The following is a 25,437-nucleotide window of genomic DNA, read 5'->3' as shown; positions in this document are numbered from 1 at the left end:
TGCTGGGGTCGTAACGCAGCCGCCGGTTGCACCTTGCAAGTGAAGATCATGAACACGCCCCGCTCCGCCACCACCGACACCCGGACCAACGAGGATCCGGCGTCGTCAAACGACAAGCGGCGGGCCGCTGCCTTGTCCCTCGCCGCCTGGAAGCAGTTCGTGAACGTGGCCAGGCCCTACTGGCTGGGCGACCAGAAACGAACGGCCTGGACCCTGCTGGTGCTGCTGATCGTGCTGATGCTGGTCGAGACCAAGCTGGCCGTCATGCTGAACGACCAGGCCGGCGAAATGACCTCGGCGCTGGCGGGCCGGAACGGCGACCGCTTCTGGAACGCGGTGCGCGCCTGCCTGCTGGTGCTGGCGTTTGCGGTGCCGGTGTATGCCTTCTATTACTACATGCGCGACCGCTTCGCCAACCAGTGGCGGCGCTGGCTCACCGGCCGCTTCCTCGACGGCTACCTGAAAGAGCGCAAGTACTACGCGCTGGGCGCCAACAGCGAGATCGACAACCCCGACCAGCGCATCAGCGAAGACATCAACACCTTCACCGGCCGCTCGATCCATTTCCTGCTGATCTTCCTCGGCTCGATCATGCAGCTGGTGGCCTTCAGCACCGTGCTGTGGTCGATCTCGCAGGTGCTGGTCGGCGTGCTGGCGGTGTATGCCATCACCGGCACCGTGGTCGCGCTCTACGTCTTCGGCAATCCGCTGATCCGGCTGAACTTCTGGCAGCTGCGGCGCGAAGCGGATTTCCGTTTCAGCCTGATCCGTCTGCGCGAAAACGCCGAGTCGATCGCCTTTTATCGCGGCGAAGCGCAGGAGCGCGCCCACATCGACGGCAAGTTCGACAGCGTGATCCAGAATTTCGCGCACCTGATCCGCAAGCAGTGCTCGCTGAACCTGTTCCAGCGCACCTTCAGCCAGCTGACCCTGGTGCTGCCCTTTATCATCCTGGCCCAGGGCGTGCTGTCGGGCGAGCTGGAAGTGGGCCGCGCCGTGCAGGCGGCCGGCGCGTTCACCGCGGTCCTGAGCGCGGTCGGCGTCATCGTCGACAACTTCGAGAGCCTGAGCCGTTTCGTGGCCGGCATCGGCCGCCTGCAGGGCTTGTCGGCGTTGGTGCTGGCCGATGCGCCGCCTGAAGCGCCCGCCGCCGGCCCGCACCCATGCATCCAGATGCGCCCCGGCGCGCACCTTGCGCTGGAAGCGCTGACCCTGCATCCGCCGCAATCGGAACGGGTGCTGATCCGCGAGCTGAACCTGGTCCTGAAGCCCGGCGACGCCCTCCTGATCACCGGCGACAGCGGCTGCGGCAAGAGTTCGCTGCTGCGCGCGATCGCGGGCCTGTGGAACACCGGCAGCGGCACCATCCAGCACCCGCCGCTGGAAAGCTGCTTCTTCCTGCCGCAACAGCCCTACCTGCAGGCCGGCACCCTGCGCAGCCAGCTGCTCTACCCGAGCGGCGAATCGAGCCTGGACGACGCCGCGCTGCTGGAGATCCTCGACCAGGCGCACCTGCCGCACCTGGCCGCGCGCGTCGGCGTCCTGGACGCCATGGAGGACTGGGAAAAGCTGCTGTCGGTCGGCGAACAGCAGCGCCTGGCCTTTGCCCGCGTGCTGGTGCACCGGCCTGCCATCGTCATCCTCGACGAAGCGACCAGTGCGCTCGACAGCGGCAACGAAGCCTCGCTGTATGCGCGCCTGCGCGCAAACGGCACCACCCTGATCAGCATCGCCCACCGCGCCGCAGTCCTGCGCCACCATACGCACGTGCTGCGCCTGCTGGGCGATGGCGCATGGGAGATGCATGACGCCGAAGGGTATCAGTTCGATGGGGCGGTCGTGCCGCTGCGTGGCAGCAGTGGCGGGACTGGCACCGGTACGGGCGCCAGCCTGCAGCTGGTTCCACCGGCGCCGGTGATGGCGGCTGCCGGCTGATTTCCGCCCCGTCAAACCACGCTACGCTTCGCCAGTCTCGGCCGCGCCAGGGTATCCTCTCGTGCTGTCCTGCGTTTTCGCCAACAGACGGAGTTATCCATGCGTGGCGCACGCTGAACCTGCTCTTTCCGGTCGTCCTCCTTGCCGGACTCGGCGCACTGCTGGTGCGCCTGCCCTGGCTGCGGTCTTCCTGGCAGGCCGGCGTAACCGAACTCAGCGCGAAATGCCTGGTTCCGGTCCTGGTGTTCGCCAGCGCCTACCCTACCCTACCGGCATTCCGGCCTCGATGTCATGGGCAACCCTGTGCGCCTTCTACCTGCCCCTGGCCCTGGTCTTTTGCGGCGCCCGCTTCCTGGCAAGGGGACGCGGCGCCGGCGCGGCGACGGCGCTGGCAGCGACCTATTCGAACACGGTGTTCATGGGTGTGCCGGTGCTGGTCCAGGTACTGGGGCCGGATTGCCTGCAGTTCGCCTATCCGGTGATCGCCTTCCACAGCCTGTTCTGCTTCACGCTGTATCACTTGGGCGATGACGAGGCGCCGGGCCGGCCGCCTTGGCGCGGTGCTGGTCGTGCTGGCATCCTGCCCGGTCGGCATCAATGCCGCCTTCGTGGTCAACCGGTCCGAAGGCGGCGCGCAGATCGTCAACGCGGCGATCCTGTTGTCGAGTCTTCTGTCGGCGGCGACGGTTCCGGGGTGGTTGTGGCTGCTGCATCCTTGAGCGCAAATCCTTAACCGGCAGTGACGTTTGCTACGACACGCCGTCCTGCTCCGGTCATCCCAAGGGAATGGTATTGAAATAGTGTTGCAGCACCAGGAGCATCGCTGCCACGCATGCGGCGTCGGCACCGACATTTAAGACCTTGACGAGTCTGTCAACAGTTTGGCGCCCTGGCCAGGTAGCGCTGACAAACGTGATCAGAAACTGTAGCGCCATGGCGACGGCGAAAAGCTTTATCGGCAGCGGCTTGGCGGTGACAAAACCGAATGCGGCAAACATCAGGACCAGCAACAGCAGAAGGAAAGAAACAACAGCCGACCATATCGTTTTCATAAACACTTTCGATGCTTACGTTCTCTGGCGCACGGATTGTCACGACGCCATCAGCGCCGCTCGCGCCACCACAGGCCGAGCATGGCCAGCGCGAACACGAGGCCGAACGGCCAGCCCGGCAGCGTGCCCCGGGTTTGTTCGGCCGCCACCGGCGTGCGCGCCGCATAGCGGGCCGTGGCGTCGCGCCGCTCGGCCGCTTGCCACTGCGGCCAGTCGCCGGGCGCATACACGTAGACCTGCCCCACCGCCGGCTTGATGCCCTGCGTTTCCATGCGCAGCCAGCCAGCCTGGCGCGGCCATACAGCCACGCAGGACGCATCGACGCGGTCGCCCCGGCGCTGCCAGGCCAGGGTCTGGTCCAGGGCCGGGAAATGGACCTTGCCCGTTACGCCCTGCGCGCAGATCTCGGTACGCTGGCCGGGCAGCGGCATCTCCTGCGGATCGAGCCAGTGCACTTCCTCGACGCGCTGCACGCCGAGCGTGTCGAGCACGCCCTGCCACCACAGCGCCAGCGCGCGCGGCTCGGCAATTGCCTGGCGGTGCCAGTCGGCGGCGCCGAGCCAGCCGATGCGGCCCTGGCCCCAGGCACGCGCCCACACGGCGTCCTTGCCGCTCCAGGCGCCGGCCTGCATGCTAGCCGGGTTCAGGGGCGCCGCCGTCAAGGCCAGCGAGCCGACCGTGGCATCGGCCGGCTGCGCACGCAGCGCCAGTTGCACGCTGCGCGACCAGACCGCGCTGTCGTTGGCGTTCCCGCCCAGTACCAGCAGCGCGGCGCCCGCCTTCACTTCTTCCAGCAGGGCGCTGCGCGCGGCGCCGGATGCACGTTCGAACCAGGCGGCGTCGATCAGCAGCAGGCCGGGCTGGTCCATCTTCTCGCGCGCGGTTTCGCTGCGGGTGACGGCTTTGCCAAGCGCCACCTGCCAGTCGATGATGGCATGGCTGCCGGCCAGCAGTTCGTTCAGCACGCGCAAGTCGAACGACGGCGCGCTGAAGCGGCCGCGCACCTGCAGCGGCGGCGTTGCGCTGACGACGACCGGCACCGGACCTTCGGTCACCAGCTTGCCTTGCGCATCGAGCAGGCGCGCCTTCAACTCCAGGGTTTCGGCCAGCGGCGGCAGCCAGTCGACCGTGAGCGCGCCGTCGCCGCGCGCCTCGGCCAGCACCTGTCCGTTTTCGGCCAGCAGTTGCAGGCGTGCCGGCGTCTTGTCCGTGCGCTGCACGGTGAGCGTGAACATGCGGCCCAGCGGCAGATGGCGCGGAAAGTCCAGGCGCAGCGTTTCCGACGCTGGCGGCGTCCAGGACAAGGGACGCGCCGGCAGGTCCTGCCATTGCGCGGCGCGCAGGCCGTCTCCCTCCAGGGTCAGGGCACGCACGCCGTCGAGCGTCGTGGGCGGTTTCGCGGGGTCGATGGCCAACGTGGTGCCCAGCTCGCCGGGCAGCTTCCAGCCGGTGGCCAGCAGGAACAGCGCGCCGGTGGCAATCGCCACCAGCAGCGCTTCAAACAGGCGCCGGCGCCACAGGTACAGCAGCAGGCTAAGGACGCCGATGATGACAATCGAGGCGCGCAATTCGATACTCACTTCGGCTCTCCTTTCGCATCTCTCTGATGCCAGGCCTTGGTGAACGGCGTCTGCGCCACCGGTTTCGCTTGCAGGATCACCGGCGCCTGCGCGACGCCGGCGCGCAGCCAGGCGCGCAAGGCCGGGCGGCAACGCAGGCAGCCGTCCGCCACGTCCTGGATCGCACGCTGGGCGGCCAGGCGCTGTTCGTCGTCAACCAGGCGCTCGCGTACCCAGTCGTGGGCGGTACGCGTCCACAGCGCCGGCAACGGTCCCTCGTTCAATAACGCCGTCACCAGTTCGCGCAGCGGCAGCGGGATCGCATCCTGGGACTCGCCCTGCTCGCGCCGGTAGCTGGCCGCGCCGACCACGTCGCCCGTCATGCGGATATCTTCCTTGATCGGCGGCGGCACGAAGGCGGTCTTGTGCAGGTAGATGCGGTCGGCCTGCTGCAGTTCCTTGATCGCTTCCAGGGCCTTGAGTTCGGGCGCCAGCGCGGTTTTCGGGGTGATGGCGCGCAGGGCCTTTTCGGCGTCCCACATCGCTACCAGCGCACGGCGCAGGATTTTTTTCGTTCCCTCGTCGTACATCGTCGCGTTCTCGGCTTCGTCGTGAGCATGGCCGAATTCGTGCAGCACGTCCAGCGGCTTGCCGGGCGCGGCGTGGTCGTCGTGGTCGTCGTGCTCTTCCTCGCCGCCGAACAGCGTCGATTCCTCGCCCAGGAACTGGCCGTAGCGGCGGCGCAGCTGGGCCTGGTCGGCGGCAATCGCCTCGCTGCGCGCGCGCACCTCGCCCGCGTTCATGCGGGTTGCTTTCATGTCGGCGATCAGCTGCTCGGTGTCGATGATGATCTGACGCTGGCTGCGCAGGCTCTGGGGCTTGACCAGCATCGGCATGGCCGAGGTCTGCTCGTCTTCTTCCTGTTCCGGCGCGGGCAGGCGCAGGGTATAGGTAGGCGACTGCACGGTGTGCGGTTTGGCGGCGTTGTCGACGGCGCGCACAAAGAAGTACAGCTCGTCGCCCGGCTCCATGCCCAGTTCCGCCAGCGTCCACTGCCTGGACCAGTTGCGCACGCGCGGGTCGTTCGATGCGGGAATCGGCAGCTCGCTGTCGGTGAACTTGATGTTCTCGCCGCTGCCGCGCGCCAGGGTCAGGTGCAGGGTGGCGCGGCGCACGGCGTAGTCGTCGCGCACCGTCAATGCCATGGCGGCGCCCTTCGCCTCGGGCTTGAGTTCCTGGATCATCTGGGTCGGTTGCGAGACCGTGATCTGCGGCGGCGCATCCGGGATCACCTTCAGCGTGTAGCGCGCGCCGCGCCAGCGCCAGAACAGCGATTCGGAAGCGCTCAGTTCCGCGCACTTGTCGCCCACGTTCAGGGTGCGGCCGTCGCTCAGTTCGAGGATGGTCTGGCCGGCTTCAGGATTCTTCAGGCACCACGTGGTCTTGCTCCCCTCCGGCAGTTCGAGGTGGCGCGGTGCGCCTTCGCTGCGTGCCAGGCCGGTGTAGAAAGGCGGAATCGCAGTGACGACCAGCTCCGGGACCACTGCGGCCTTGGCAACCGTTGCCGGCTTGCCCTGTGCTTGCGCTGTCGACGCCGCAGCGCCCTGCTGGCCGACGTACCAGACGATGGCGGCAAACACCAGCCAGGGCGCGAGCCAGCTCAGGCCCATGTCGACGTGGCGGCGTACGATGGCGCGCACCGTGCGCGCGTCGAGGCGCTCGGCGATGCGCGCCAGCAGGCGCTCGCGCTGCAGCTTGGCCAGCGGCGTGTCGGCATCGACCAATAAAGCGCTGCTGTCTTCCAGCTCGGGCATGTCGGCATCGAGCCAGCCGATCCAGCCAGCGTTGACGCGCTGGCGCAGGCGCGCGCCATCCCACATGCACCACGCGGCCCAGGCCAGCAGGCCAGGCAGCAGGCGCAGCGACAGCCAGGGCAAGGCGCCCAGTACCCACAGCGGCAGGCGCCGCAACAAGGCGGCACGCCAGATGCGCCGGGCGATGTCAGCGTCGGCGTGCATGGGTCACTATCCTCTCAAGGGCAAACAGGGCGACCAGCGCCATCATCAGGAAATCGCGCAGCGCGCCGTCCGCATGCTGCGCTGCCGGCACGCTGGATGCGGCAAAGGTATGTGCAGGCGCGGTATAGGCGCGCGGCGCGTAATGCAGGCTGCGCCAGCTTTCCAGCAGGCGGCGTGCGGCTGCCGGGTCGGCTGGCGGCCAGGCGCTTGAGGTCCACAGGCGGCCGCGCGCGCTATCGGCGTAGCGGATGCCATCGACGCTTGCCGCCTTGTTCAGTTCCGGGAAGGCGGCGGCATCCGCCGCCCACCACAGAGGCGCGCGCATGGATGCCGGCGGCGCCTCTGGTTTGTCCCAGACGATCAATTCGGTTTTCGCACCCGGCGCGGCATCGACCACGGCGCGCAGGGGGCCGTCCAGGGCCGCGAACATGCGGCGCCACTCGCCTGCCCGTTCGCTGACGATGGCCACGTGTACCTCGGCCGCTGCGGCAGGTTTCGCCAGCGTGCGCAGTTCGAGCGGATGGCGGAACTGCGGCAGCACGGCCGGCATCGGGATATCGCCCAGCACCAGCAGGCGCGCGTCCGGTTTCCATTCGCGCTCATGCGCGCGGACCCAGCCCAAGACCTCGGCTGCTGGAAGCGGCAGGCGCGCCCCATCCTTGAAGCCGGCCTGCGCTACCTGCTGCTCGACCCAAGCGGCATCCGTGCCCTCCGCCACCACGACCGTATTTCCGCGCCAAGGCAGCACCGGGTCGGCCAGCCAGGCGATCAGGCAGGCCAGCAGCAGGCAGCGCACGATCATCAGGATCACGTCGGCCCAGCGCCACACGCGCATCTGGCGCGGCTCGGTGCGCGGCAGGAAGCGCGCACTGGCCAGCGGCTCTGCTGCAACCTGGACGCGCTTCTTGCGATGCCACCAGATCGGCAGCAGCAAGGTCGGTAAAGCGAGCCACCACAAACTGTTCATTGCCGCCCTGCTTGGTGTAAATGCGGCCGCAGCCATTTGCGCAACACCTCACCCGGCGCCTGTTCGATGCGCGCATTCACCAGCGGCACGTCGCCGGCGCGGCAGGCCGCCGTCACGCTGGCAAAGTGGGCCTCGCGCTTGCGCAGGTAGCCTTCGCGCAGGTCGGCGCCAAAGCGGAACACGCCGCCGTCCTGTTCAGGATCGCGGTAGGCCGGGTCGGCATCGAAACCGCCCGTGCACTCGGCCTCGGTCTGGATGCAGGCCAGGCGCACGTCGTGGCGCATGTGGCGCAGGCGCAGCAGCGCTTCCGACAAGGGTGAAGGAAAATCGAGGAAGTCGCTGGCGGCGAACACCAGCGACGGTGCACCTGCAAAGCGCAGGCCGGATTTCAGCGCGGCGGCATCCGGCAACGCGCCTTCGGCCTGCGCCGCGTTCAAGCGCGCCAGCACGCGCTGCAGCTGGCGTGGCCCGCGCGCGGCGGGCGTGAACTGTACGCGCCCTCCAGACAGCACCACCAGGCCAAAGGCATCGCCCTGGCGCTGGGCAATCGCCGCCACGCAGGCGAGCAGCGTGCGCGCATAGGCGAGCTTGTCGAGGCCGGGAATGCTGCGGCTCGGCTCCATCATCGACGCGCTGGCGTCCAGCACCAGCCACAGGGCGACGTGACTGTCGCGCTCGGCCTCGCGCACATAGTAACGGTCGGCGCGCGCCAGCAGCTTCCAGTCCACGCGGCTCCACTCGTCGCCCGGTGCATAGGCGCGGTACTCGGAGAACTCGACGCCGGAGCCGCGTTCGCGGCCGGCGTGGATGCCCTGCCCCAGCCCGGCCAGCACGTGGCGGATGACGAGGTCGAGGTTGGTCGTGTGCGCGATCAGCGCGGAACTTGTCAGACCCATTGCTGAAGCCAATTCAGTCGACCTTGATCTCGCCCCGCAGCGCCTGCAGGATGTCGGCCATCGCCACGCCATCGGCCTCGGCTTCGAAGTTGCGCAGCACGCGGTGCGCCAGCACCGGCATCAACATGGCGCCAATGTCGTCGCGCGTCACGGCCAGGCGGCCCTGCATCAGCGCGCGCGCTTTCGAGGCCAGCACCAGTGCCTGGCCGGCGCGCGGACCGGCCCCCCAGCCGACGTGCTTCTTCACCGCGGCCACCGTCGTTTCCTGCGGCCGCGTGGCGCGCACCAGGCGGGTGGCGTAGCGCACCAGATGGTCGCCGATCTCGATGTCGCGCACCAGCTGCTGCAGGCGCAGCAGCGTTTCCACGTCCATCGCGGCTTCGGCATCCTGTAGCGCAGACTTGGTGGTCGCCGCCACCATCATGACCTCTTCGTCTTCGGTCGGATAGACCACGTCGATGCGCAGCAGGAAGCGGTCGAGCTGGGCTTCCGGCAGCGGATAGGTACCGCTCTGCTCGATCGGATTCTGCGTGGCGAGCACGAAGAAGGGACGCGGCAGCTTGTGGGTGGTGCCGGCAAAGGTGACCGAGCGCTCCTGCATCGCCTCTAACAGGGCGGACTGCGTCTTGGGCGGCGCGCGGTTGATCTCGTCGGCCAGCAGCACCTGGGTGAATACGGGGCCGGGCTGGAATCGGAAGGAACGCTGGCGCGTGGCTCCGTCTTCTTCCAGGATCTCGGTGCCGACGATATCCGAGGGCATCAGGTCGGGCGTAAACTGCACCCGGCGGAACTGCATGTCGGTGGCCTGGGCCAGCGACTTGACCAGCAAGGTCTTGCCGAGGCCCGGCACGCCTTCCACCAGCGCGTGGCCGCCGGCCAGCAGGCAGGTAATCAACAGCTCGACCACGTTTTCCTGGCCGATGATCACCCGGCCCATGCTTGCCTTCAGTGCGGCGGTCTTGGCCACCAGGCTTGCCACTTCCGCTTCATTCCACGCTACCGCATCTTGTTCAGCCACCGCTTACGCCCCTAACGCATATTGAATGATGTTCACCGCAAAGCGGGTGTTGTCTACCGCGAGAAACCGCTTGTTGCGGAAGTCGTAATCCCACTCGCAGCCATAGTCCTTGTTCGAGTACAGCACGCGCACGCGCCCGCCAATCTCGATCGCCTTCAGGTATTCGTGCACCAGGTCGTCGCCCCAGCCGTTCAGCTCCACCGAGGTATTCGGCGGACCGTCGAACTTGAAGAAGCTGGAATAGACAGCGTGGTTGTTCGGTATCTTCTTCAGGGCCGTGGCCCCGAAGATCTTCGCCATCTCGGCCTCGAACGACTTCGCGAACAGGCCGTCGATGTCGTGGTTGCAGTCGTCGACAAAAACGAAGCCGCCGCCCTTCACGTAGCGCTCGAAGTTCTTGCGCTCGGCCGGGGTGAACTGCACCAGCTTGTGCCCGGCCAGGTAGCAGAACGGCGCTTCCAGCATCTTCGGGTCCGACAGCGACACCATCCGCTCGGCCGGATCGACCTTCAGGGTGGTGTACTCGACCAGCGAATTGAGCACGTTGCTGGGCATGCGGATGTCTACGTCCCAGTCGCCCGACTCGTACATCAGGCGCGTAAAGTAAAAATCGAAACGTGCCATTCTTGAGCTTGAAGTTATACCGCGTCCGACAGCGACGTGAAGTTGAAGTCGCGTACCTTCATCGGCGGCAGCACCATCTGGTACGGCACCTCGTCGCCGCCGATGACTTCCGGCTTGCCCAGTTCATCGACGTTGTTGAGGATGCTGATCGGGCTTTCGTTGAAGCGGAAGTTCTTGATCGGGTACTTGATCTTGCCGTTCTCGACGTAGAAAGTGCCGTCGCGCGTCAGGCCCGTCAGCAGCAGCGACTGCGGGTCGACCATGCGGATGTACCAGGTGCGGGTCACGACCACACCCTTCTTGGTCGAGGCGATCAGCTCTTCCAGCGACTTGCTGCCGCCGGCCATGATCATGTTGCCGTGGCGCGCGGTTGGCGCCACGCCCTGCTTTTTCGCCCAGTACAGCGAGTAGTCGAGCGAGGCGATGCGGCCGTTCTTGATGATGTCGGTGCGCTTGCGCGCCAGGCCAGTCTGGCCATCCCAGGGCGCCACCGGCACGTCCGGGTTCCACGGGTCGGCCCAGACGTTGATCTGCTCGTCGAACAGCTTGTCGCCCAGGCGGTTCTTGCCACCGGATTTGGTGAGGAAGCTGCGGCCTTCGTCGGCGTCGCGCGCGTCGAAGGCGCCGAACATGTTGCCCAGCACTTCAGACGTCGCTGCCGGCTCCAGGATCACGGTGTAGCGGCCCGGCTCCAGCGCTTTCGCATCGACCGAACGCAGCGCCTTTTCAATCGCGACATTCGCCGCTTCGCGTGCGTCGAAACGCGATGCGTCGACCGCCGAGCGGGTAACCCAGCCCGAGCCGCGGCCGTCTTCGGTGCGCACGGTGCAGGTGTAGGCGAGATCGGTCATTTCCTGGAAGCCGAACACGCCGTTCGAATTGGCCACCGCGTTGAAGCGGGTGCTGTCGTTGAAGAAGCCGGCGCAGACCAGCTTGTTCTTCTTGGCGGCCTCGATGCTGTAGGCCGCCACTTGCGCGCGGTATTCCGGATCGATGGCGGCGGTGGCACGCACAAACGTCGGCGTGGCCTTGTATTCCTGCTTGCCGACGGCCGGCATGAATTCCGGATTTTCCGGCGCCAGGCGCGCGAGTTCCTCGGCGCGGCGCACGGCTTTCTCTAACGACTTGTCGTCGAACTCGTTCAGCTGGGCGATGCCCGATTTTTTACCGAAGGCGACTTGCACCGTCAGGGTCATGTCTTCGTTCAGGCCGGCGGTCGAGATGCTGTTGCGCGCGAAGCGCACGTTGCCGGCGCGGTTGCCGCTGATGTCGACGCTGCATTCATCGGCTTTCGAAAAGCCCATGACACGGTCGCAGATGCGTTTTGCTTCTTCCTGGTTCAGCTGTTTCATGTGTTTTCCTCAACCGATCTTGCGTGCGGTGTTGATGACATTGATGCCGTTGAAGCGCGTGGTGCTCGACCCGTGCGAGACCGCGCTGACCTGGCTCNTCCTGGTTCAGCTGTTTCATGTGTTTTCCTCAACCGATCTTGCGTGCGGTGTTGATGACATTGATGCCGTTGAAGCGCGTGGTGCTCGACCCGTGCGAGACCGCGCTGACCTGGCTCGGCTGGCCCTTGCCGTCGAAGAAGGAGCCGCCCATGCGCCAGTCGCGTTCGTCGCAGATGGCGCTGCAGGCGTTCCAGAATTCCTGGGTGTTCGACTGGTAGGCCACGTCTTCCAGCGGGTTCGTGATCTTGCCGTTCTTGATCTCGTAGAACAGCGTGCCGCCGAACTGGAAGTTGTAGCGCTGCTGGTCGATCGAGTAGGAGCCGCGGCCGACGATGTAGATGCCCTTCTTGACGTCGGCGACCATCTCGTCCGGTGTCAATTTCGCTTTGCCGGCGGCCAGCGACACGTTCGGCATGCGCTGGAACTGCACGCTGCTCCACGAATCCGCATACGAGCAGCCGTGCGATTCTTTTTCGCCGATGATGTGGACCTGGTCGCGCGTGGCCTGGTAATTCACCAATACGCCGTCCTTGATGATGTCCCATTCCTTGGCGCGCACGCCTTCATCGTCGTAGCCGATCAGGCCCAGCGAACCCGGCGTGGTACGGTCGGCGATGAAGTTCACGCGCTCGGCGCCGAACTTGAATTTCTTCGTCTGCCATTTATCCAGCGTAGCGAAACTGGTGCCGGCGTAGTTGGCCTCGTAGCCGAGCACGCGGTCCAGCTCCGTCGGGTGGCCGACGGCTTCGTGTATGGTCAGGAACAGGTGTTCCGGCGCCAGCACCAAATCGTACTTGCCGGGTTCGACCGATTTTGCGCTGAGCTTTTCGCGTGCCTGCTTGCCGGCGAGGCGGGCGTCTTCCACTACGTCGTACGATTTCGTGTACAGCGTGGTCACGCCGCCGGCGGCGCGCACCTTGTCTTGCGCGCGCACATCGAAGTATTCGTAGCCCATGCTCACCGGGGCGCCGAGGCCGCCGCGCGAGCGGAACTTGCCGGTGGCCTTGTCGACCGCGGTGGCGGTGATCGGCGCCCACAGGCGGTGGATGTCCTGGTCGATGTAGGAACCGTCGGTGGAGGCGAAGTACTTTTGCTGGTTAATCTGGAACAGGTTGGCCGTCATGAAGCTGGCGCCCGCCTCCAGGCCGACCTTGTTGGCGGCGATCAGCATGTCGGCCTTTTCCTTGACCGGGACCGCGCGCCAGTCTTTCTTGATCGGCGTGGCCCAGCTGACTTCGCCCACGCCCTTGACCGGCGCGAGTTGCACCGGCTCGGTTTGCAGGCGGGCATTGGCCTTGGCAATCGCCACGGCCTGGCGCGCGGCGGCGGCCACGGCGTCGGGGTGCAGGCTGTTGGTGGCGGCGAAACCGTAGGCGCCGCCGGCGATCACGCGCACGCCGACACCGGTCGATTCGGTGTTGGTGATGTTCTCGACGTTCAGGTCGCGCGTGGTGATGAACTGGTTCAGGTAGCGGCCGATGCGTACGTCGCAGTAGGACGCGCCGGCTTGCGTGGCGGCGTTCAGGGCGGCGTCGGCCAGGGATTTCTTGAAGCTCAGCGCCATCGGGTTGAGCAGGTCTTCGGCGGCGATGGCATTGCCGAAGATCGGGACCAGCATGGCGCCCGCCGTGCCGGCGCCGATTTTTAAGAAGCTACGTCGTTCCATCTTGTCTCCATATCGTGACCTGTGCGGTCACGTTTTTCGTAGGGTGGGCACTCGTGCCCACGCGGTACGACACGTCCATGTCGAAACCGAACCGCGGTGCGCCGATGTCCGGTGCAAATGGATATGCGGCCGTTCATGCGCCGCATCCGCGTGGGCTCGAGAGCCCACCCTACGATGCGCGACCGATTACCGGCTGGCAGCCATCGGCACGCGCTCGTTATTGCTTACACCGCGTCCGACAAGGACGTGAAGTTGAAGTCCCGTACCTTCATCGACGGAATCACCATCGGGTCCGGGCCTTCGTCGCCGCCGATCACCACCGGCTTGCCGATTTCCTCGATGTTGTTCAGCAGCGCCACCGGACTTTCGTTGAAGCGGAAGTTCTTGATCGGGTGCTTGATCTTGCCGTTCTCGATGTAGAAGGTGCCGTCGCGGGTCAGGCCGGTCAGGGCCACCGATTGCGGGTCGACCATGCGGATGTACCAGGTGCGGGTAACCAGCACGCCCTTCTTGGTGTTGGCGATCAGTTCGGCCGTGGTTTTATCCGTGCCGCCCATGATGTAGTTGCCGGCGCCGCCGATCGAGCGCACGCCCTTTTGCTGGGCCCAGTAGCGCGAGTAATCCATCGACGCCACGCGGCCGCCCTTGATCAGGTCGATGCGCTCGCGGGCGCGCATGGATTCATCCCACGGCAGCACCGGCACGTCCGGATTCCATGGGTCGGTCCAGATGTTCACCTGTTCGTCGAACAGCTTGTCGCCCAGGCGGTTCTTGCCTCCGGCCTTGGACAGGAAGCTGCGGCCTTCGTCGGCGCGGCGCGCGTCGAAGCCGTTGAACATAAAGGCGAGCAAATCGCTGGTGGCGGCCGGTTCCAGCACCACGGTGTAGCGGCCCGGTTCCAGCGCCTTGGCATCGACCGAGCGCAGCGCTTTTTCGATGGCGACGTCGGCCGCCTCGCGCGGATCGAATTTCGCCAGGTCGCGCGCCGAGCGCTTGACCCAGCCCGATCCGCGGCCGTCTTCGGTGCGGATGGTGCAGGTGAAGTCGAGCGAGGTCAGGACCTGGTGGCCGAAGACGCCGTTCGAATTCGCGATGGTCTCGAACGAGGTGGTGTCGGTCAGGAAGCCGGCAGCGACCAGGCCCTGCTTGCGGCAGGCCTCGATGCTGTAGGCGGCGGCCTGGGCGCGGATCTCGGGGTCGATGTCGGCGGTCTTCTGGACAAAGGTGTTCGATTGTTTGAACGCGGCCTTGGCGACGGCCGGCATGAACTCCGGGTTTTCCGGCGCCAGGCGCGCCAGCTCCTCGGCGCGGCGCACCACCCGTTCGAGCGACCTGTCGTCGAACTCGTTGATGCTGGCGGTGCCCTGGCGCTTGCCGAAGGCGACGCGCACGGTGATCGACGTGTCGTCGGTCAGGCCGGCGGTGGACACGGCATTCCGGGCGAAGCGGATGTTGCCGGCGCGTTTGCCGCCGATGCTGACGATGCATTCGTCGGCCTTGGTCAGCGACAGTACGCGGTCGCAGATGCGCTTGGTCTGTTCCTGGGTCAGGATGGTCATGTGCGTTTCCTTAACCGATCTTGCGGGCGGTGTTGATCACGTTGATGCCGTCGAAGCGCGCGGTCGACGACCCGTGCGACACGATGGAAATCTGCGGTGGCTGGCCCTTGCCGTCGAAGAAGGAGCCGCCCATGCGCCAGTCGCGCTCGTCGCAGATGCCGCTGCAGGCGCTCCAGAATTCCTGGGTGTTCGCCTGGTAGGCCACGTCTTCCAGCATCTCGCCGATCTTGCCGTCCTTGATTTCGTAGAACAGCTGGCCGCCGAACTGGAAGTTGTAGCGCTGCTGGTCGATCGAGAAGGAGCCGTCGCCGACGATGTAGATGCCCTTCTTGATGCCCTTGACCATCTCGTCCGGCGTCATTTTCTTTTTGCCGGCCGCGAGCGACACGTTCGGCATGCGCTGGAACTGCACGTTGCTCCACGAGTCGGCGTACGAGCAGCCATGCGATTCCTTTTCGCCGATGATGTGGGCCTGGTCGCGCGTGGCCTGGTAGTTCACCAGCACGCCGTCCTTGATGATGTCCCACTGCTTGCAGCGCACGCCTTCGTCGTCGTAGCCCACGGCGCCGAGCGAACCCGGGGTGGTCTTGTCGGCGACGATGTTGACGATCGGCGAGCCGTACTTGAATTTCTTCGACTCCCATTTGTCCAGCGTGGCGAAGCTGGTGCCGGCGTAGTTGGCTTCGTAGCCGAGCACGCGGTCGAGTTCCGTCGGGTGGCCCACCGATTCGTGGATGGTCAGGAACAGGTGCTCGGGGCTGAGCATCAGATCGTACTTGCCCGGGGTGACCGACTTGGCCGTGAGCTTGCGCTTGGCGTCGCGGCCGGCGGCGCGCGCGTCTTCGACGATGTCGTAGGAGTGCGTGTACAGGGTGGCGACGCCGCCGGCGGCCTTGATCTTGTGCTCGGGGCGGGCATCGAGGTATTCGTAGCCCATGCCGACCGGTGCGCCCAGGCCGGCGCGCGAGCGGAACTTGCCGCTGGCCTTGTCGACCGCGGTGGCCGTCATCGGCGCCCACAGGCGGTGCAGGTCCTGGTCGATGTAGGAGCCGTCGGTGGAAGCGAAGTACTTCTGCTGGTTCACCTGGAACAGCATCGACTGCATGAAGTTGGCGCCGCCGTCCATGCCGGCCTTGTTGGCGGCGATCAGCAGCTCGGCCTTGTCCTTGATCGGCACGGTGCGCCAGTCCTTCTTGATCGGCGTGGCCCAGGCCACTTCACCGACGCCCTTCACCGGCGCCAGCTGCACCGGTTCGGTCTGCAGCTTGGCGTTGGCCTTGGCGATGGCCACGGCCTGGCGCGCGGCGCCGGCGATGCCGTCGTTGGTCATGTCGGAGGTGGCGGCAAAGCCGTAAGCGCCGTTCACGATCACGCGCACGCCGACGCCGGCCGATTCGGTGTTGACCACGTTCTCGACGTTCAAATCTCGGGTGGTGACGAACTGGTTCAGGTAGCGCCCGATGCGCACGTCGCAGTAGGAAGCGCCGGCCTTGGTGGCGGCGTTCAGCGCGATGTCGGCCAGCGCCTTTTTCGCCGATGCGGCCATCGGATTGAGCAGCTCTTCGGCCGCGATTGCGCGGCCAGCCACCGGGATCAGCATCGAGCCAAAGGCGATGGTGCCGATGTTGAGGAAGGTACGACGTTCCATTCTGTCTCCTGAATTCAAGCTGCTTCTGGGGCGGCGTTCATACGGACCGTGCCGCGTATGTATATGGTGAACTCGTGGCTGCCGGCGTTGTGCGCGCATCGGCAAACTGCTGAACATTATCAGCAACCAAACGTTTTGAATAGGCAATCTTCACCCGCGATACAAACTGGCTACACGCCTCGCTACGCGGGTGCACACCGGTGCCACATACGAGGGCGTATTTGTATTGACACTCACCCCGGGAGTGCACGCGGATTCGCTTGACTGTGCGGTATGCATGCCTGATCATCGGGCGCGACCCACAATCACAATGGAGACGACACCGATGAAACGACTGATCCTGGCTGCCCTGTTGGCCACCGGTATTGCCGGCGCGGCACAGGCCGACGATGCACTGAAAACCGCCATCGCCGGCGAGCACCGCGCCGCCACCAACAGCGCGCGCGACGTGTACCGCCACCCTTACGAAACGCTGACCTTCTTTGGCATCAAGCCGACCATGACGGTGGTGGAACTGGTGCCCTCGGGGGGCTGGTACACCGAGATCCTGGCGCCCTACCTGCGCGACAAGGGCAAGCTGATCGGCGCTGGCCAGGCCGTCGCGCCGGGCAATCGTTACGGCGAAGCGTTCAAGAAGAAGCTCGATTCGAACCCGGCGCTGTACGACAAGGTCGTCACCAGCGTGTTCGAGCCGCCAAGCCGCTACGAGATCGCCCCACCGAACAGCGTCGACATGGTGCTTACCTTCCGCAACCTGCACAACTGGGTCGGGTATGGCGACGATTCGGTGAAGACGATTTTCAAGGAAATCCACAAAGTGCTGAAACCCGGTGGCGTGCTGGGCGTAGTGGACCACCGGCTGCCGGTGTCGATGAAGCAGGACGAGAAGGCGTCGAGCGGCTACGTACACGAGTCGTACGTGATCAAGATGGCCGAGAGCGCGGGCTTCAAGCTGGCGGGGCGTTCGGAAGTGAATGCGAATGCCAGGGACAAGGCCGACCACGACAAGGGCGTGTGGACGCTGCCGCCAGTGCTGGCCAATAAGGACAAGGACCGCGAGAAGTACATCGCGATCGGCGAGAGCGATCGGATGACGCTGAAGTTCGTGAAGCAATAAGTGAACGGGGCCGATGGCCCCGTTTTTGTTTGACCAGCAGGATGAGCAGAGACGTGCAATTCGTTCGACACGCAACGCTGGCTATCGTAGGGTGGGCACCCCGTGCCCACGCGGACGTGTGATACATGTTGGCTGCGTTTGATGCCGGCGCTCCGCGCAGAGTTGGCAGTCGCCGGAGATAGACGTTAGCGCCTATTCTTTGAGACACGCTGTCTCGCTTCCCTCAGCGCGCCCAAAATCCGGCCGCCGATGACATCACGTTCCGCGTGGGCACGGAGTGCCCACCGTACGATTGCAGCCAACAATGAAAACGGGGCCGCAGCCCCGTTTCGTTTTACTTCTTCGCCGCTGCCTTCACCGGCGTGAACAGCAAATCATGGAAGTCGTAGCTGAAGTCGGTCTCCTCCGACACCGCCTTCATCTTCACATGATCGATGCTGCCGTCGTGGTCCAGCGAGAACGTCGCGTACGCATCGGCGTTGAAGTTACGCTCCTTCCAGCGCACGATGAAGGTGTCGTGCTGGAAGTGTTCCATCTCGCCAGTCAGGTCCGGCGTCTTCGAAAACGACATCACCAGCTTGTTCCCGTTGCGCTTGACGTTCATGATGCCGTACCACGGGTCCTCGTACTGGCCTTCGTAGGCCGACAGCGCCAGCGATGGCCTGGAGGTCGATGCGCGCGTGGTCGATGCCGACTTCAGGCGCGCCAGTTCCTTGGCGTGCGCTTCTTCCTCGACGTCGGACACCAGCTTGATCCAGTCGGTCGGCGTGGCGCCGGTCATGTACTGGTCCATCAGGCGGTACTGCAGCGCGCTCAGGGCGCCGCCGCTTTCGGCATTCGTCAGGATGGCGATGCCCAGCTTCGATTCCGGCACCAGCAGCACGCGCGAATAAAAGCCCTGCAGCGCGCCGCCGTGCATGGCCACCAGCTGGCCCTTGTAGTCGCGCAGCTGGAAGCCCAGGCCGTAGGCGTAGAAGTTCGGCTTGGTGGACGCCAGCGGGCCTTTCGGGGTGCTGATCTTCATCGGCGTTTGCGCGGTCCACATCTCGCGCGACTGCGCCTCGGTCCACAGGCGCAGTTCCTTGCCGTCGGCACCCTTGGCGCCAGCCACGCGGCCGCCGTCGAGCAGCACCTGCATCCACTTGGCGATGTCTTCGGCATTCGTGTTGATGCCGACTGCGCCGACCGCGTTCGCCACCGGCATCGACTTCACGGCGCTGATCTTGTCCTTGATCTTGCTGTGCGCGTTGGAAGCGTTCGGGTTGCCTTCGTTCTCCGCCAGGCTGGTGGTGGTCGTGCTCATGCCGACCGGGTTCAGGATGCGCTCGCGCACCGTGTCGCCCCAGGATTTGCCCGACTTCTGGGCGATGATCTTGCCGGCCACGATGTACAGCAAATTGTCGTAGGCGTAGCTGCTGCGGAAGCTGGTGGCCGGACGGATGTAGCGCAGCTTCTCGATGATCTCGTCGGTGCTGAAGCTGGTGGTCGGCCACCACAGCAAATCGCCGGCGCCCAGGCCCAGGCCGCTGCGGTGGGTCAGCAAATCGCGCACCGTCATTTCGCGGGTGACGTAGGCGTCGTACATCTGGAAGTCCGGCAGGTGCTTGACCACCGGGTCGTCCCATTTCAGCTTGCCTTCGTCGACCAGCATCGCCAGGGCAGCGGCCGTGAAGGCTTTCGAGTTCGATGCGATCTCGAACAGGGTCTTGCCGTCGACCTTGGCCGGCTCGCCGAGCTTGCGCACGCCGAAGCCGCGCGCGGCGATCACTTTACCGTCCTTGACGACGGCAATCGCGATGCCGGGCACGTCGAAGGCCTTCATGGTGCGGGTAACGTCCTGTTCGAGGTCGTAGGCGCTGGCTGGCGCGATGGCTGCGATCGCCGGCGCTTGTGTTTGAGCGTAGGTGCCGGCGGCGGAAAATGCGATCAGGATTGCTGCGGCAAGGTGTTTGAAATGCGGTTTCATCTGTTGCACTCTCTAATTCCTTTTATTGTTTGGCCATCTGTTTGTCGACGCTTCCCTGCGTTTCAGGGTGATAGCGTTCGCGTGCGGATTTGTAGACGTTCTCGGCCCAGGCGCGGTCCTCGGCATTCGCGCGCAGCGCGGCGTACAGCGGCACCACGAACTTCTGGCGGCCGACGCTCATCAGGAAGGCGTTCATCTGCGGGCGGATGTCGCGGTAGCCGGCGTGCACGGCGGCGCGGTAGAAGCGGAAGGCGACTTCGTTGTTGCCGGTTTTCGCCAGCCTAAAGGCGGTATCGAGTTCCTTCAGGCGCTTGGCGTCGGCCTGGCTGTCGATGTCGTTCAGGAACTTCATCCACTCGGCGGCCGTCCACGCTTTGGTGTCGAGCTTCGCGGTCGGCAGCGCGCCCTTGATCCAGGCGGCGGTCGAGGCATCGAGTGCGGCCAGGCGCTGCGACTTGGCGTGTTTGGCGCCCGCCGGGATGCCGGGGCCGTACAGCCATTCGTCGAGTTCGGCGTCGCTCATCACCTTGGGGTGCTCCGCCAGCAGGTTGGAACGCAGGTAGGCGATGAACTGGTCGGTGGTCACGCTCTGGAAGGCGTGGCTGTCGAACCAGCCGCGCAGGAAGGGGTCGAACACGGCGCGGCCAGCGCGTTCTTCCAGCGTGCGCAGGAGCCAGGCACCCTTCGGATAGGCCAGGCCCTCGTCGGTGTAGGTGGCCGAGCCAGTATCGGCGGCGCGTGTGATCAGGGCCTGCTTGGCTGGCGGGATGTCTTTCAGCGAGTCGATCGCTTCTTCCTGCTCGAGCTGCAGGTTCATCAGCGCGACTTCTTCGCCGTACAGCACTTCGAGGATGCGGGTGGTCACGTAGGTAGTAAAACCTTCGTTCAGCCACCAGTGCTTCCACGAGGCGTTGGTCACCAGGTTGCCCGACCAGCTGTGCGCCAGTTCGTGGGCGATCAGGTCGACCAGGCTGCGGTCGCCGGCGATCATGGTCGGCGTGAGGAAGGTCAGGCGCGGGTTTTCCATGCCGCCGATCGGGAAGGACGGCGGCAGCACCAGCATGTCGTAACGTCCCCAGCGATAGGGGCCGTAGAGCGACTCGGCGGCTTCGACCATCTTTTCGGTGTCGGCCAGTTCGTAGGCGGCGGCCTCCATGCGCTGCGGCTCGGCGTAGACGCCGGTGCGTCCGCCCAGGGTGCGCGCTTCGAGTTCGCCGATGCCGATGGCCAGCAGGTAGGACGGAATCGGCTGCGGCATGTTGAACTTCCAGCCGCCCTTGCCGGTCGCCTTCGGGTCGTTATCGGCGCTCATCACCACGCGCAGGCCGCTTGGGGCTTCGATGCGGGCGGTGTAGGTGAAGCGCACCGATGGCGTGTCCTGCACCGGCACCCAGGAGCGGGCGTTGATCGACTGCGACTGGCTGAACATGAAGGGACGCTTGCCGGACAGGGTCTGGGCAGGCGTGAGCCATTGCAGGGCGCTGGCGGTGGGGGCGGTGCGGTAATGGATGCGCACTTTCGGCGACTGCGCGGCCAGTTGCACGTGCAGGGCCTGGCCTTTCTCTTCGTCGAATTTATCGAGGGTGTATTTCACCGGGGTCCAGCGGCCGGCTGCGTCCTGGGCTTCGATCTTCGAGATCGTCAGTTCGCGCGTGTCGAGATCGAGGGTGCGGGCGGATTTGTCGAGCCAGTCGAGCGAGAGTTCGGCGTAGCCGGACAGGGTCTTCTTCGCGAAGTCGGCCTTCAGGTCCATGTGCAGGGCGCGGGTGCGGACCTGGTCGTAGTTGGCGTAGCTTAAGGGGTCGAGTGCGAGGGCCTGGGCGCTGGCCGTGCCGAGGATGGCGCACAGGGTGGCGCGCAGCAGGGTACTGGTTTTCATGGTGTCTCGGTGGTGTTGGTGGCCCGGATCGTGGCCGGGCGGGCGCTGGGCAGGATAGCACTTTCGAATCGGTGGGGAAAGCGTGGGGGGAGTGCCTGGTGGGTTCGAGAACCCACCCTACCGAACGTTTTGTTCAACATTCAAAGGATGTACCGCGTGGGCAGTAGGGCTGGCTAGATGCCAGCACTACGAGTGCCCACCCTACAAACCCGTATTGACGCGCTTTGACTGGTCTGACTCTGCTATGATCCGCGCTTTTGCACGCACCATTTTATGGATGCCTTCCTGGTCGCTACCGGCATCGTCGGCCTCGCTGAAATCGGCGACAAGACGCAGCTCCTGGCCTTTCTGCTTGCCGCGCGCTTTCGCCGTCCGCTGCCCATCGTTGCCGGCATCTTTGTCGCTACCCTGCTGAACCACGCCTTTGCCGCCGCCGTCGGCGCGCTGGTGAGCGAGCTGCTGGGGCCATCGGTCATGCGCTGGGTGCTGGGGCTTTCGTTCCTCGGTATGGCGGTGTGGGCGATGATTCCCGATGAAGTCGACGAAACCGAGGCCTCGCTGGCCAGGTTCGGCGTGTTCTTCACGACCCTGCTGGCGTTCTTTGTCGCCGAGATGGGCGACAAGACGCAAGTCGCCACCGTGGCGCTGGCGGCGCGCTACCACGAGATCGCGGCGGTGGTGGCCGGCACCACCCTCGGCATGATGCTGGCGAACGTGCCGGCGGTGTACTTCGGCGAGCGGATTGCGAACAAGATTCCGCTCGGCCTGGTGCACGGGATTGCGGCGCTGATCTTTGCGGCGCTGGGTGTGGCGACGCTGCTCGGCGCAGGCGCAGGGTTCGGGTTTTAAAAACTACCGCCAGCGGCTCATCCACTTGTCGTAGAAGCCCAGATCGCGCGGTACGGCGCCGGTGACGGCGCAGATCGCGCCGGCGAATTCGTTGGCGCGCACCAGCGTCAGCTCCAGCGGCCAGCCGCGCGCGCGGCCGAGCAGGAAGATCGCCGAGAACGCATCCCCTGCCCCCACCGTGTCGATGACGAAGGGCGGCGCCGGCGTGTCGCGGGTGTCGATCGTGGTGCCGTCCCTGCCGAAGTACACCGAGCCGCGGTGGCCCAGCGTGACGATCAGCGCCTGCAGGCCGAACATCTGCAGCAGGCCGGCGCAGGCCGAGCGGGTTTCGCCGGCGGCCAGCGGCGGGTCGTTCGGGCCGAGCTGGAAGTACCACTGGAACAAAGCCTGCAGCTCTTCCTCGTTCACCTTCACGATATCGGCCGCGTGCAGCGCGTGGAACACGGTGCGCTCGGCGTACTGGCCTTCGCGCAGGTTCAGGTCGAGGAAGCGCGTGGCCCCGGTAGTGGAAAGCAGTGCCTGCAGCGTGCCGCGCGAGCGTTCGCCGCGCTGGGCCAGGGTGCCGAAGTAGATCGCGGACGGGTTCACCGACGCCATGGCCGCCAGCGCCGCCTCGCGCTCGATGTAGTCGTAGGCCTGGTTCGGCACGATCACGAAGCGGTGGCCCTTGGCCAGGCGCTCGACCAGCACGCGGCCGGTTTCCTCGATGGCGTCGCCCTGCAGGCCGGCCTGCGACATGGCGAAGCGTTCGAATTCGGCGCGCACGCTTTCGCCGTTGCGGTCTGCGCCGACACGCGTGATCATCAGCTGCGGCGCCATGAAGGCGGCCAGGTGGCGCGCGACGTTGAAGGGTGCGCCGCCCACCACCTGCTCGGTGGCGAAGTCGTCGACCAGGGCTTCGCCGAAGACGACGGTCGCCGTTTTGTCCAAGGGGCCGCTCACGCTTCGAAGGGCACGGTGTCCTTGAAGGACGCGCGCTCGGCGAGCTTGTCGTGCAGGCGGGCCAGGTTCGGATGCTCGCCGCGCCAGTCGATTTCCGGGAAGCGGAAGGTCAGCCAGCCCAGCGCGCAGCCCACGGCCACATCGGCCAGCGAATAGTTTTTCCCCATGCAGAAGGCGCCGTCGCCGAGCTTCTCGGACATCACCTGCAGGCCGGCCGTCACCTTGCCCAACTGGCGCGCTATCCACTGCGGGCTTTGCTGTTCCTGCGGGCGCAGTGTGCGTTCCAGGCGCACCAGCACGGCGGCATCGAGCACGCCGTCGGCCAGCGCTTCCCACACTTTCGCGTCGGCGCGGTCGCGGCCGTTCGGCGGCAGCAGCTTGCACACGGGCGTGAGGGTGTCGAGGTATTCGGCGATCACGCGCGAGTCGTAGAGCGCGCTGCCGTCTTCCATCACCAGGCAAGGCACCTTGCCGAGCGGGTTGGACTGGTGGACCTGGGTCTCGGCGCTCCACACGTTATCGAGCGCGAACGCATAGTCGAGCTTCTTTTCCGCCATCACGACGCGGACCTTGCGTACATAGGGACTGGTGGTCGAACCGATGAGTTTCATGGATGCTCGGAAAGGATAATTTGATAAGAGTATAACATTGGCCCTGCCGCGGAAAAGCGCCGCGGCAGCCGCTTTCGCCATGCCTGCAACACGGGGCGCGGGCCAGTCCAATGGTAAAATCGACGTTTTTGCACGGACGCCCGCCATGACCGCTACCGCCCCACTTTCCTCCCTGTCGGCCCTGTCGCCGCTCGACGGCCGCTACGCCGCCAAGACCGACAAGCTGCGCCCGATCCTGTCCGAAGCCGGCTTCATGCACCACCGCGTGAAGGTCGAGATCTCCTGGCTGCAGGCGCTGGCCCAGGCCGGCTTCGACGAGATCAAGCCGTTTTCGGCTGAAGCAATCGCCCACCTCGACAAGATGGCGGCGGACTTCAGCGAAGCCGATGCCGCGCGCATCAAGGAAATCGAGGCGGTCACGAACCACGACGTGAAGGCGGTCGAGTACTGGCTGAAGGAACAGGTGAAGGACGTGCCGGAACTGGTGGCGGCGTCGGAATTCATCCACTTCGGCTGCACCTCGGAAGACATCAACAACACCTCGCACGGCATGATGCTCAAAGCCGCGCGCGACGGCGTGATCGTGCCGGCCCTGCAAGGCCTTGTCAGCAAGCTGACCGAGATCGCCCACGTGAACGCCGAGCTGCCGATGCTCTCGCGCACCCACGGCCAGACCGCCAGCCCGACGACGCTGGGCAAGGAATTCGCCAACGTGGTGGCCCGCCTGCAGCGCGCCGTGAAGCGCATCGCCGACGTCGAAATCCTGGGCAAGATGAACGGTGCGGTCGGCAACTACAATGCCCACCTGTCGGCCTACCCGGGTTTTGACTGGCAGGCGTTCTCGAAGGACGTGATCGAATCGCGGCTTGGCTTGACGTTTAATCCGTACACCATCCAGATCGAGCCGCACGACTACATGGCCGAGATGTTCGATGCCATCGCGCGCGCCAACACGATTTTGCTGGATTTGAACCGCGACATCTGGACCTATGTTTCGCTGGGCTACTTCAAGCAGAAGCTGAAGGCCGGCGAAATCGGTTCGTCGACCATGCCGCATAAAGTGAACCCGATCGACTTCGAGAACTCGGAAGGCAACCTGGGCCTGGCGAACGCCGTGCTGCGCCACATGGCCGAGAAGTTGCCGGTCTCGCGCATGCAGCGCGATCTCACCGATTCGACCGTGCTGCGCAACATCGGCGTCGGTTTCGGCTACGCCCTGCTGGCTTACGACAGCTGCCTGCGCGGCCTGAACAAGCTGGAAGTGAACGCGGCCCGCCTGGCAGCGGACCTGGACGCCAGCTGGGAAGTGCTGGCCGAGCCGGTGCAGACCGTAATGCGCCGTTATGGCATCGAGAACCCGTACGAGCAGCTGAAGGAACTCACGCGCGGCAAGGGCATTACCCGCGAAGCGCTGCAGGAATTCATCGGCAAGCTGGCGATTCCGCAGGACGCCAAGGAACTGCTGCTGGCGATGACGCCGGCGAACTACACCGGGATTGCGGCGCAGCTGGCCAAGGCGATCTGAGTTTCGGTGACTGAATAAAAGCCCGCGTCAGCGATGACGCGGGCTTTTTTTATTCTGATCGCGAACCTTGCCGGGTTTGTAGGGTGGGCACTCGTGCCCACGCGGTAGAGCCGCTGGTCAGCCGCAAAACACGCGACGATCCATGGCAGCCAGTC

The 25,437-nt window shown here is 65.4% G+C and carries 20 protein-coding genes; 5 read left to right on the top strand and 15 right to left on the bottom strand.

The features are described from left to right. The first annotated feature begins 48 nt into the window (after positions 1 to 48). The gene (locus QWL29_RS16650) at positions 49 to 1,935 is read left to right on the top strand and encodes an ABC transporter ATP-binding protein/permease (protein ID WP_305823994.1); all 1,887 of its coding nucleotides are present in this window, start codon (positions 49 to 51) and stop codon (positions 1,933 to 1,935) included. A gap of 286 nt (positions 1,936 to 2,221) precedes the next feature. Next, on the top strand, positions 2,222 to 2,668 hold the full coding sequence (locus QWL29_RS16645; protein ID WP_305823993.1) for an AEC family transporter: 447 nt from the start codon (positions 2,222 to 2,224) through the stop codon (positions 2,666 to 2,668). 40 nt (positions 2,669 to 2,708) lie between these two features. Here QWL29_RS16645 and QWL29_RS16640 read toward each other — a convergent pair whose 3' ends face one another. The 11 genes from QWL29_RS16640 to QWL29_RS16590 all read right to left on the bottom strand — a co-directional run bounded on the left by QWL29_RS16640 (position 2,709) and on the right by QWL29_RS16590 (position 16,393). Next, on the bottom strand, positions 2,709 to 2,987 hold the full coding sequence (locus QWL29_RS16640) for a hypothetical protein (protein WP_305823992.1): 279 nt from the start codon (positions 2,985 to 2,987) through the stop codon (positions 2,709 to 2,711). 50 nt (positions 2,988 to 3,037) lie between these two features. Beyond that, positions 3,038 to 4,567 carry a hypothetical protein gene (locus QWL29_RS16635; protein ID WP_305823991.1) on the bottom strand — a complete coding sequence of 510 codons (1,530 nt, stop codon included), beginning with the start codon at positions 4,565 to 4,567 and terminating at the stop codon, positions 3,038 to 3,040. Next, a complete protein-coding gene (locus tag QWL29_RS16630) occupies positions 4,564 to 6,564 on the bottom strand; it encodes a DUF4175 family protein (protein ID WP_305823990.1) in 2,001 nt (666 codons plus the stop codon). Before QWL29_RS16630 ends, QWL29_RS16635 begins: the two co-directional genes overlap by 4 nt. Next, a complete protein-coding gene (locus tag QWL29_RS16625; protein WP_305823989.1) occupies positions 6,548 to 7,531 on the bottom strand; it encodes a BatA domain-containing protein in 984 nt (327 codons plus the stop codon). The genes QWL29_RS16630 and QWL29_RS16625 overlap by 17 nt, the downstream gene beginning before the upstream one ends. Next, positions 7,528 to 8,427, bottom strand: a complete 900-nt coding sequence (locus QWL29_RS16620; protein WP_305823988.1) for a DUF58 domain-containing protein — start codon at positions 8,425 to 8,427, stop codon at positions 7,528 to 7,530. The genes QWL29_RS16625 and QWL29_RS16620 overlap by 4 nt, the downstream gene beginning before the upstream one ends. A 13-nt stretch (positions 8,428 to 8,440) precedes the next feature. Then, positions 8,441 to 9,445 (bottom strand): AAA family ATPase, encoded by a 1,005-nt coding sequence (locus tag QWL29_RS16615; protein WP_305823987.1) that lies wholly within the window; start codon positions 9,443 to 9,445, stop codon positions 8,441 to 8,443. A gap of 3 nt (positions 9,446 to 9,448) precedes the next feature. Further along, positions 9,449 to 10,069, bottom strand: a complete 621-nt coding sequence (locus QWL29_RS16610) for a DUF4159 domain-containing protein (protein WP_305823986.1) — start codon at positions 10,067 to 10,069, stop codon at positions 9,449 to 9,451. A gap of 14 nt (positions 10,070 to 10,083) precedes the next feature. Continuing rightward, positions 10,084 to 11,421 carry a TldD/PmbA family protein gene (locus QWL29_RS16605; RefSeq protein WP_305823985.1) on the bottom strand — a complete coding sequence of 446 codons (1,338 nt, stop codon included), beginning with the start codon at positions 11,419 to 11,421 and terminating at the stop codon, positions 10,084 to 10,086. Positions 11,422 to 11,548: 127 nt separating this feature from the next. Then, positions 11,549 to 13,186 carry a TldD/PmbA family protein gene (locus tag QWL29_RS16600; protein WP_305823984.1) on the bottom strand — a complete coding sequence of 546 codons (1,638 nt, stop codon included), beginning with the start codon at positions 13,184 to 13,186 and terminating at the stop codon, positions 11,549 to 11,551. 224 nt (positions 13,187 to 13,410) lie between these two features. After that, positions 13,411 to 14,745, bottom strand: a complete 1,335-nt coding sequence (locus tag QWL29_RS16595) for a TldD/PmbA family protein (protein WP_305823983.1) — start codon at positions 14,743 to 14,745, stop codon at positions 13,411 to 13,413. 10 nt (positions 14,746 to 14,755) lie between these two features. Further along, positions 14,756 to 16,393, bottom strand: coding sequence for a TldD/PmbA family protein (locus QWL29_RS16590; RefSeq protein WP_305823982.1), 1,638 nt, complete (start codon positions 16,391 to 16,393; stop codon positions 14,756 to 14,758). 325 nt (positions 16,394 to 16,718) lie between these two features. Here QWL29_RS16590 and QWL29_RS16585 point away from each other — a divergent pair, with 325 nt between their 5' ends. After that, positions 16,719 to 17,510, top strand: coding sequence for a class I SAM-dependent methyltransferase (locus tag QWL29_RS16585; protein ID WP_305823981.1), 792 nt, complete (start codon positions 16,719 to 16,721; stop codon positions 17,508 to 17,510). 334 nt (positions 17,511 to 17,844) lie between these two features. On the opposite strand, the gene QWL29_RS16580 is transcribed toward QWL29_RS16585, so the two are convergent. Both QWL29_RS16580 and QWL29_RS16575 read right to left on the bottom strand, forming a co-directional pair. Further along, a complete protein-coding gene (locus tag QWL29_RS16580; protein ID WP_305824011.1) occupies positions 17,845 to 19,476 on the bottom strand; it encodes a serine hydrolase in 1,632 nt (543 codons plus the stop codon). 22 nt (positions 19,477 to 19,498) lie between these two features. Then, entirely contained in the window at positions 19,499 to 21,355 is a 1,857-nt protein-coding gene (locus QWL29_RS16575) for a M1 family metallopeptidase (RefSeq protein WP_305823980.1), read from the bottom strand. A 273-nt stretch (positions 21,356 to 21,628) separates the two neighbouring features. Here QWL29_RS16575 and QWL29_RS16570 point away from each other — a divergent pair, with 273 nt between their 5' ends. After that, the gene (locus QWL29_RS16570) at positions 21,629 to 22,204 is read left to right on the top strand and encodes a TMEM165/GDT1 family protein (protein ID WP_305823979.1); all 576 of its coding nucleotides are present in this window, start codon (positions 21,629 to 21,631) and stop codon (positions 22,202 to 22,204) included. A 3-nt stretch (positions 22,205 to 22,207) separates the two neighbouring features. Here the strand turns inward: QWL29_RS16570 and QWL29_RS16565 are convergent, their stop codons facing one another. After that, entirely contained in the window at positions 22,208 to 23,134 is a 927-nt protein-coding gene (locus QWL29_RS16565; protein ID WP_305823978.1) for a PfkB family carbohydrate kinase, read from the bottom strand. A gap of 8 nt (positions 23,135 to 23,142) precedes the next feature. After that, on the bottom strand, positions 23,143 to 23,757 hold the full coding sequence (locus tag QWL29_RS16560) for a glutathione S-transferase N-terminal domain-containing protein (protein ID WP_305823977.1): 615 nt from the start codon (positions 23,755 to 23,757) through the stop codon (positions 23,143 to 23,145). Between the two features lie 145 nt (positions 23,758 to 23,902). Here QWL29_RS16560 and purB point away from each other — a divergent pair, with 145 nt between their 5' ends. Continuing rightward, positions 23,903 to 25,282, top strand: coding sequence for an adenylosuccinate lyase (gene purB, locus QWL29_RS16555; protein ID WP_305823976.1), 1,380 nt, complete (start codon positions 23,903 to 23,905; stop codon positions 25,280 to 25,282). The last annotated feature ends 155 nt before the right edge of the window (positions 25,283 to 25,437 follow it).

It is taken from the genome of Massilia brevitalea (genome assembly GCF_030711405.1).
GTDB classification, from domain to species: Bacteria; Pseudomonadota; Gammaproteobacteria; order Burkholderiales; family Burkholderiaceae_D; genus Telluria; species Telluria brevitalea.
The sequence above is the reverse complement of the archived record's forward strand: the minus strand, read 5'-3'. Positions and strand labels throughout refer to the sequence as shown.

Excerpts from the sequence above, each read along its gene's own strand:
- QWL29_RS16650 (WP_305823994.1), top strand. The coding sequence starts at position 49 with ATGAACACGCCCCGCTCCGCCACCACCGACACCCGGACCAACGAGGAT.
- QWL29_RS16645 (WP_305823993.1), top strand. The coding sequence starts at position 2,222 with ATGTCATGGGCAACCCTGTGCGCCTTCTACCTGCCCCTGGCCCTGGTC.
- QWL29_RS16640 (WP_305823992.1), bottom strand. The coding sequence starts at position 2,987 with ATGAAAACGATATGGTCGGCTGTTGTTTCTTTCCTTCTGCTGTTGCTG.
- QWL29_RS16630 (WP_305823990.1), bottom strand. The coding sequence starts at position 6,564 with ATGCACGCCGACGCTGACATCGCCCGGCGCATCTGGCGTGCCGCCTTG.
- QWL29_RS16625 (WP_305823989.1), bottom strand. The coding sequence starts at position 7,531 with ATGAACAGTTTGTGGTGGCTCGCTTTACCGACCTTGCTGCTGCCGATC.
- QWL29_RS16620 (WP_305823988.1), bottom strand. The coding sequence starts at position 8,427 with ATGGGTCTGACAAGTTCCGCGCTGATCGCGCACACGACCAACCTCGAC.
- QWL29_RS16610 (WP_305823986.1), bottom strand. The coding sequence starts at position 10,069 with ATGGCACGTTTCGATTTTTACTTTACGCGCCTGATGTACGAGTCGGGC.
- QWL29_RS16605 (WP_305823985.1), bottom strand. The coding sequence starts at position 11,421 with ATGAAACAGCTGAACCAGGAAGAAGCAAAACGCATCTGCGACCGTGTC.
- QWL29_RS16600 (WP_305823984.1), bottom strand. The coding sequence starts at position 13,186 with ATGGAACGACGTAGCTTCTTAAAAATCGGCGCCGGCACGGCGGGCGCC.
- QWL29_RS16595 (WP_305823983.1), bottom strand. The coding sequence starts at position 14,745 with ATGACCATCCTGACCCAGGAACAGACCAAGCGCATCTGCGACCGCGTA.
- QWL29_RS16590 (WP_305823982.1), bottom strand. The coding sequence starts at position 16,393 with ATGGAACGTCGTACCTTCCTCAACATCGGCACCATCGCCTTTGGCTCG.
- QWL29_RS16585 (WP_305823981.1), top strand. The coding sequence starts at position 16,719 with ATGAAACGACTGATCCTGGCTGCCCTGTTGGCCACCGGTATTGCCGGC.
- QWL29_RS16580 (WP_305824011.1), bottom strand. The coding sequence starts at position 19,476 with ATGAAACCGCATTTCAAACACCTTGCCGCAGCAATCCTGATCGCATTT.
- QWL29_RS16575 (WP_305823980.1), bottom strand. The coding sequence starts at position 21,355 with ATGAAAACCAGTACCCTGCTGCGCGCCACCCTGTGCGCCATCCTCGGC.
- QWL29_RS16570 (WP_305823979.1), top strand. The coding sequence starts at position 21,629 with ATGGATGCCTTCCTGGTCGCTACCGGCATCGTCGGCCTCGCTGAAATC.
- QWL29_RS16560 (WP_305823977.1), bottom strand. The coding sequence starts at position 23,757 with ATGAAACTCATCGGTTCGACCACCAGTCCCTATGTACGCAAGGTCCGC.
- purB (WP_305823976.1), top strand. The coding sequence starts at position 23,903 with ATGACCGCTACCGCCCCACTTTCCTCCCTGTCGGCCCTGTCGCCGCTC.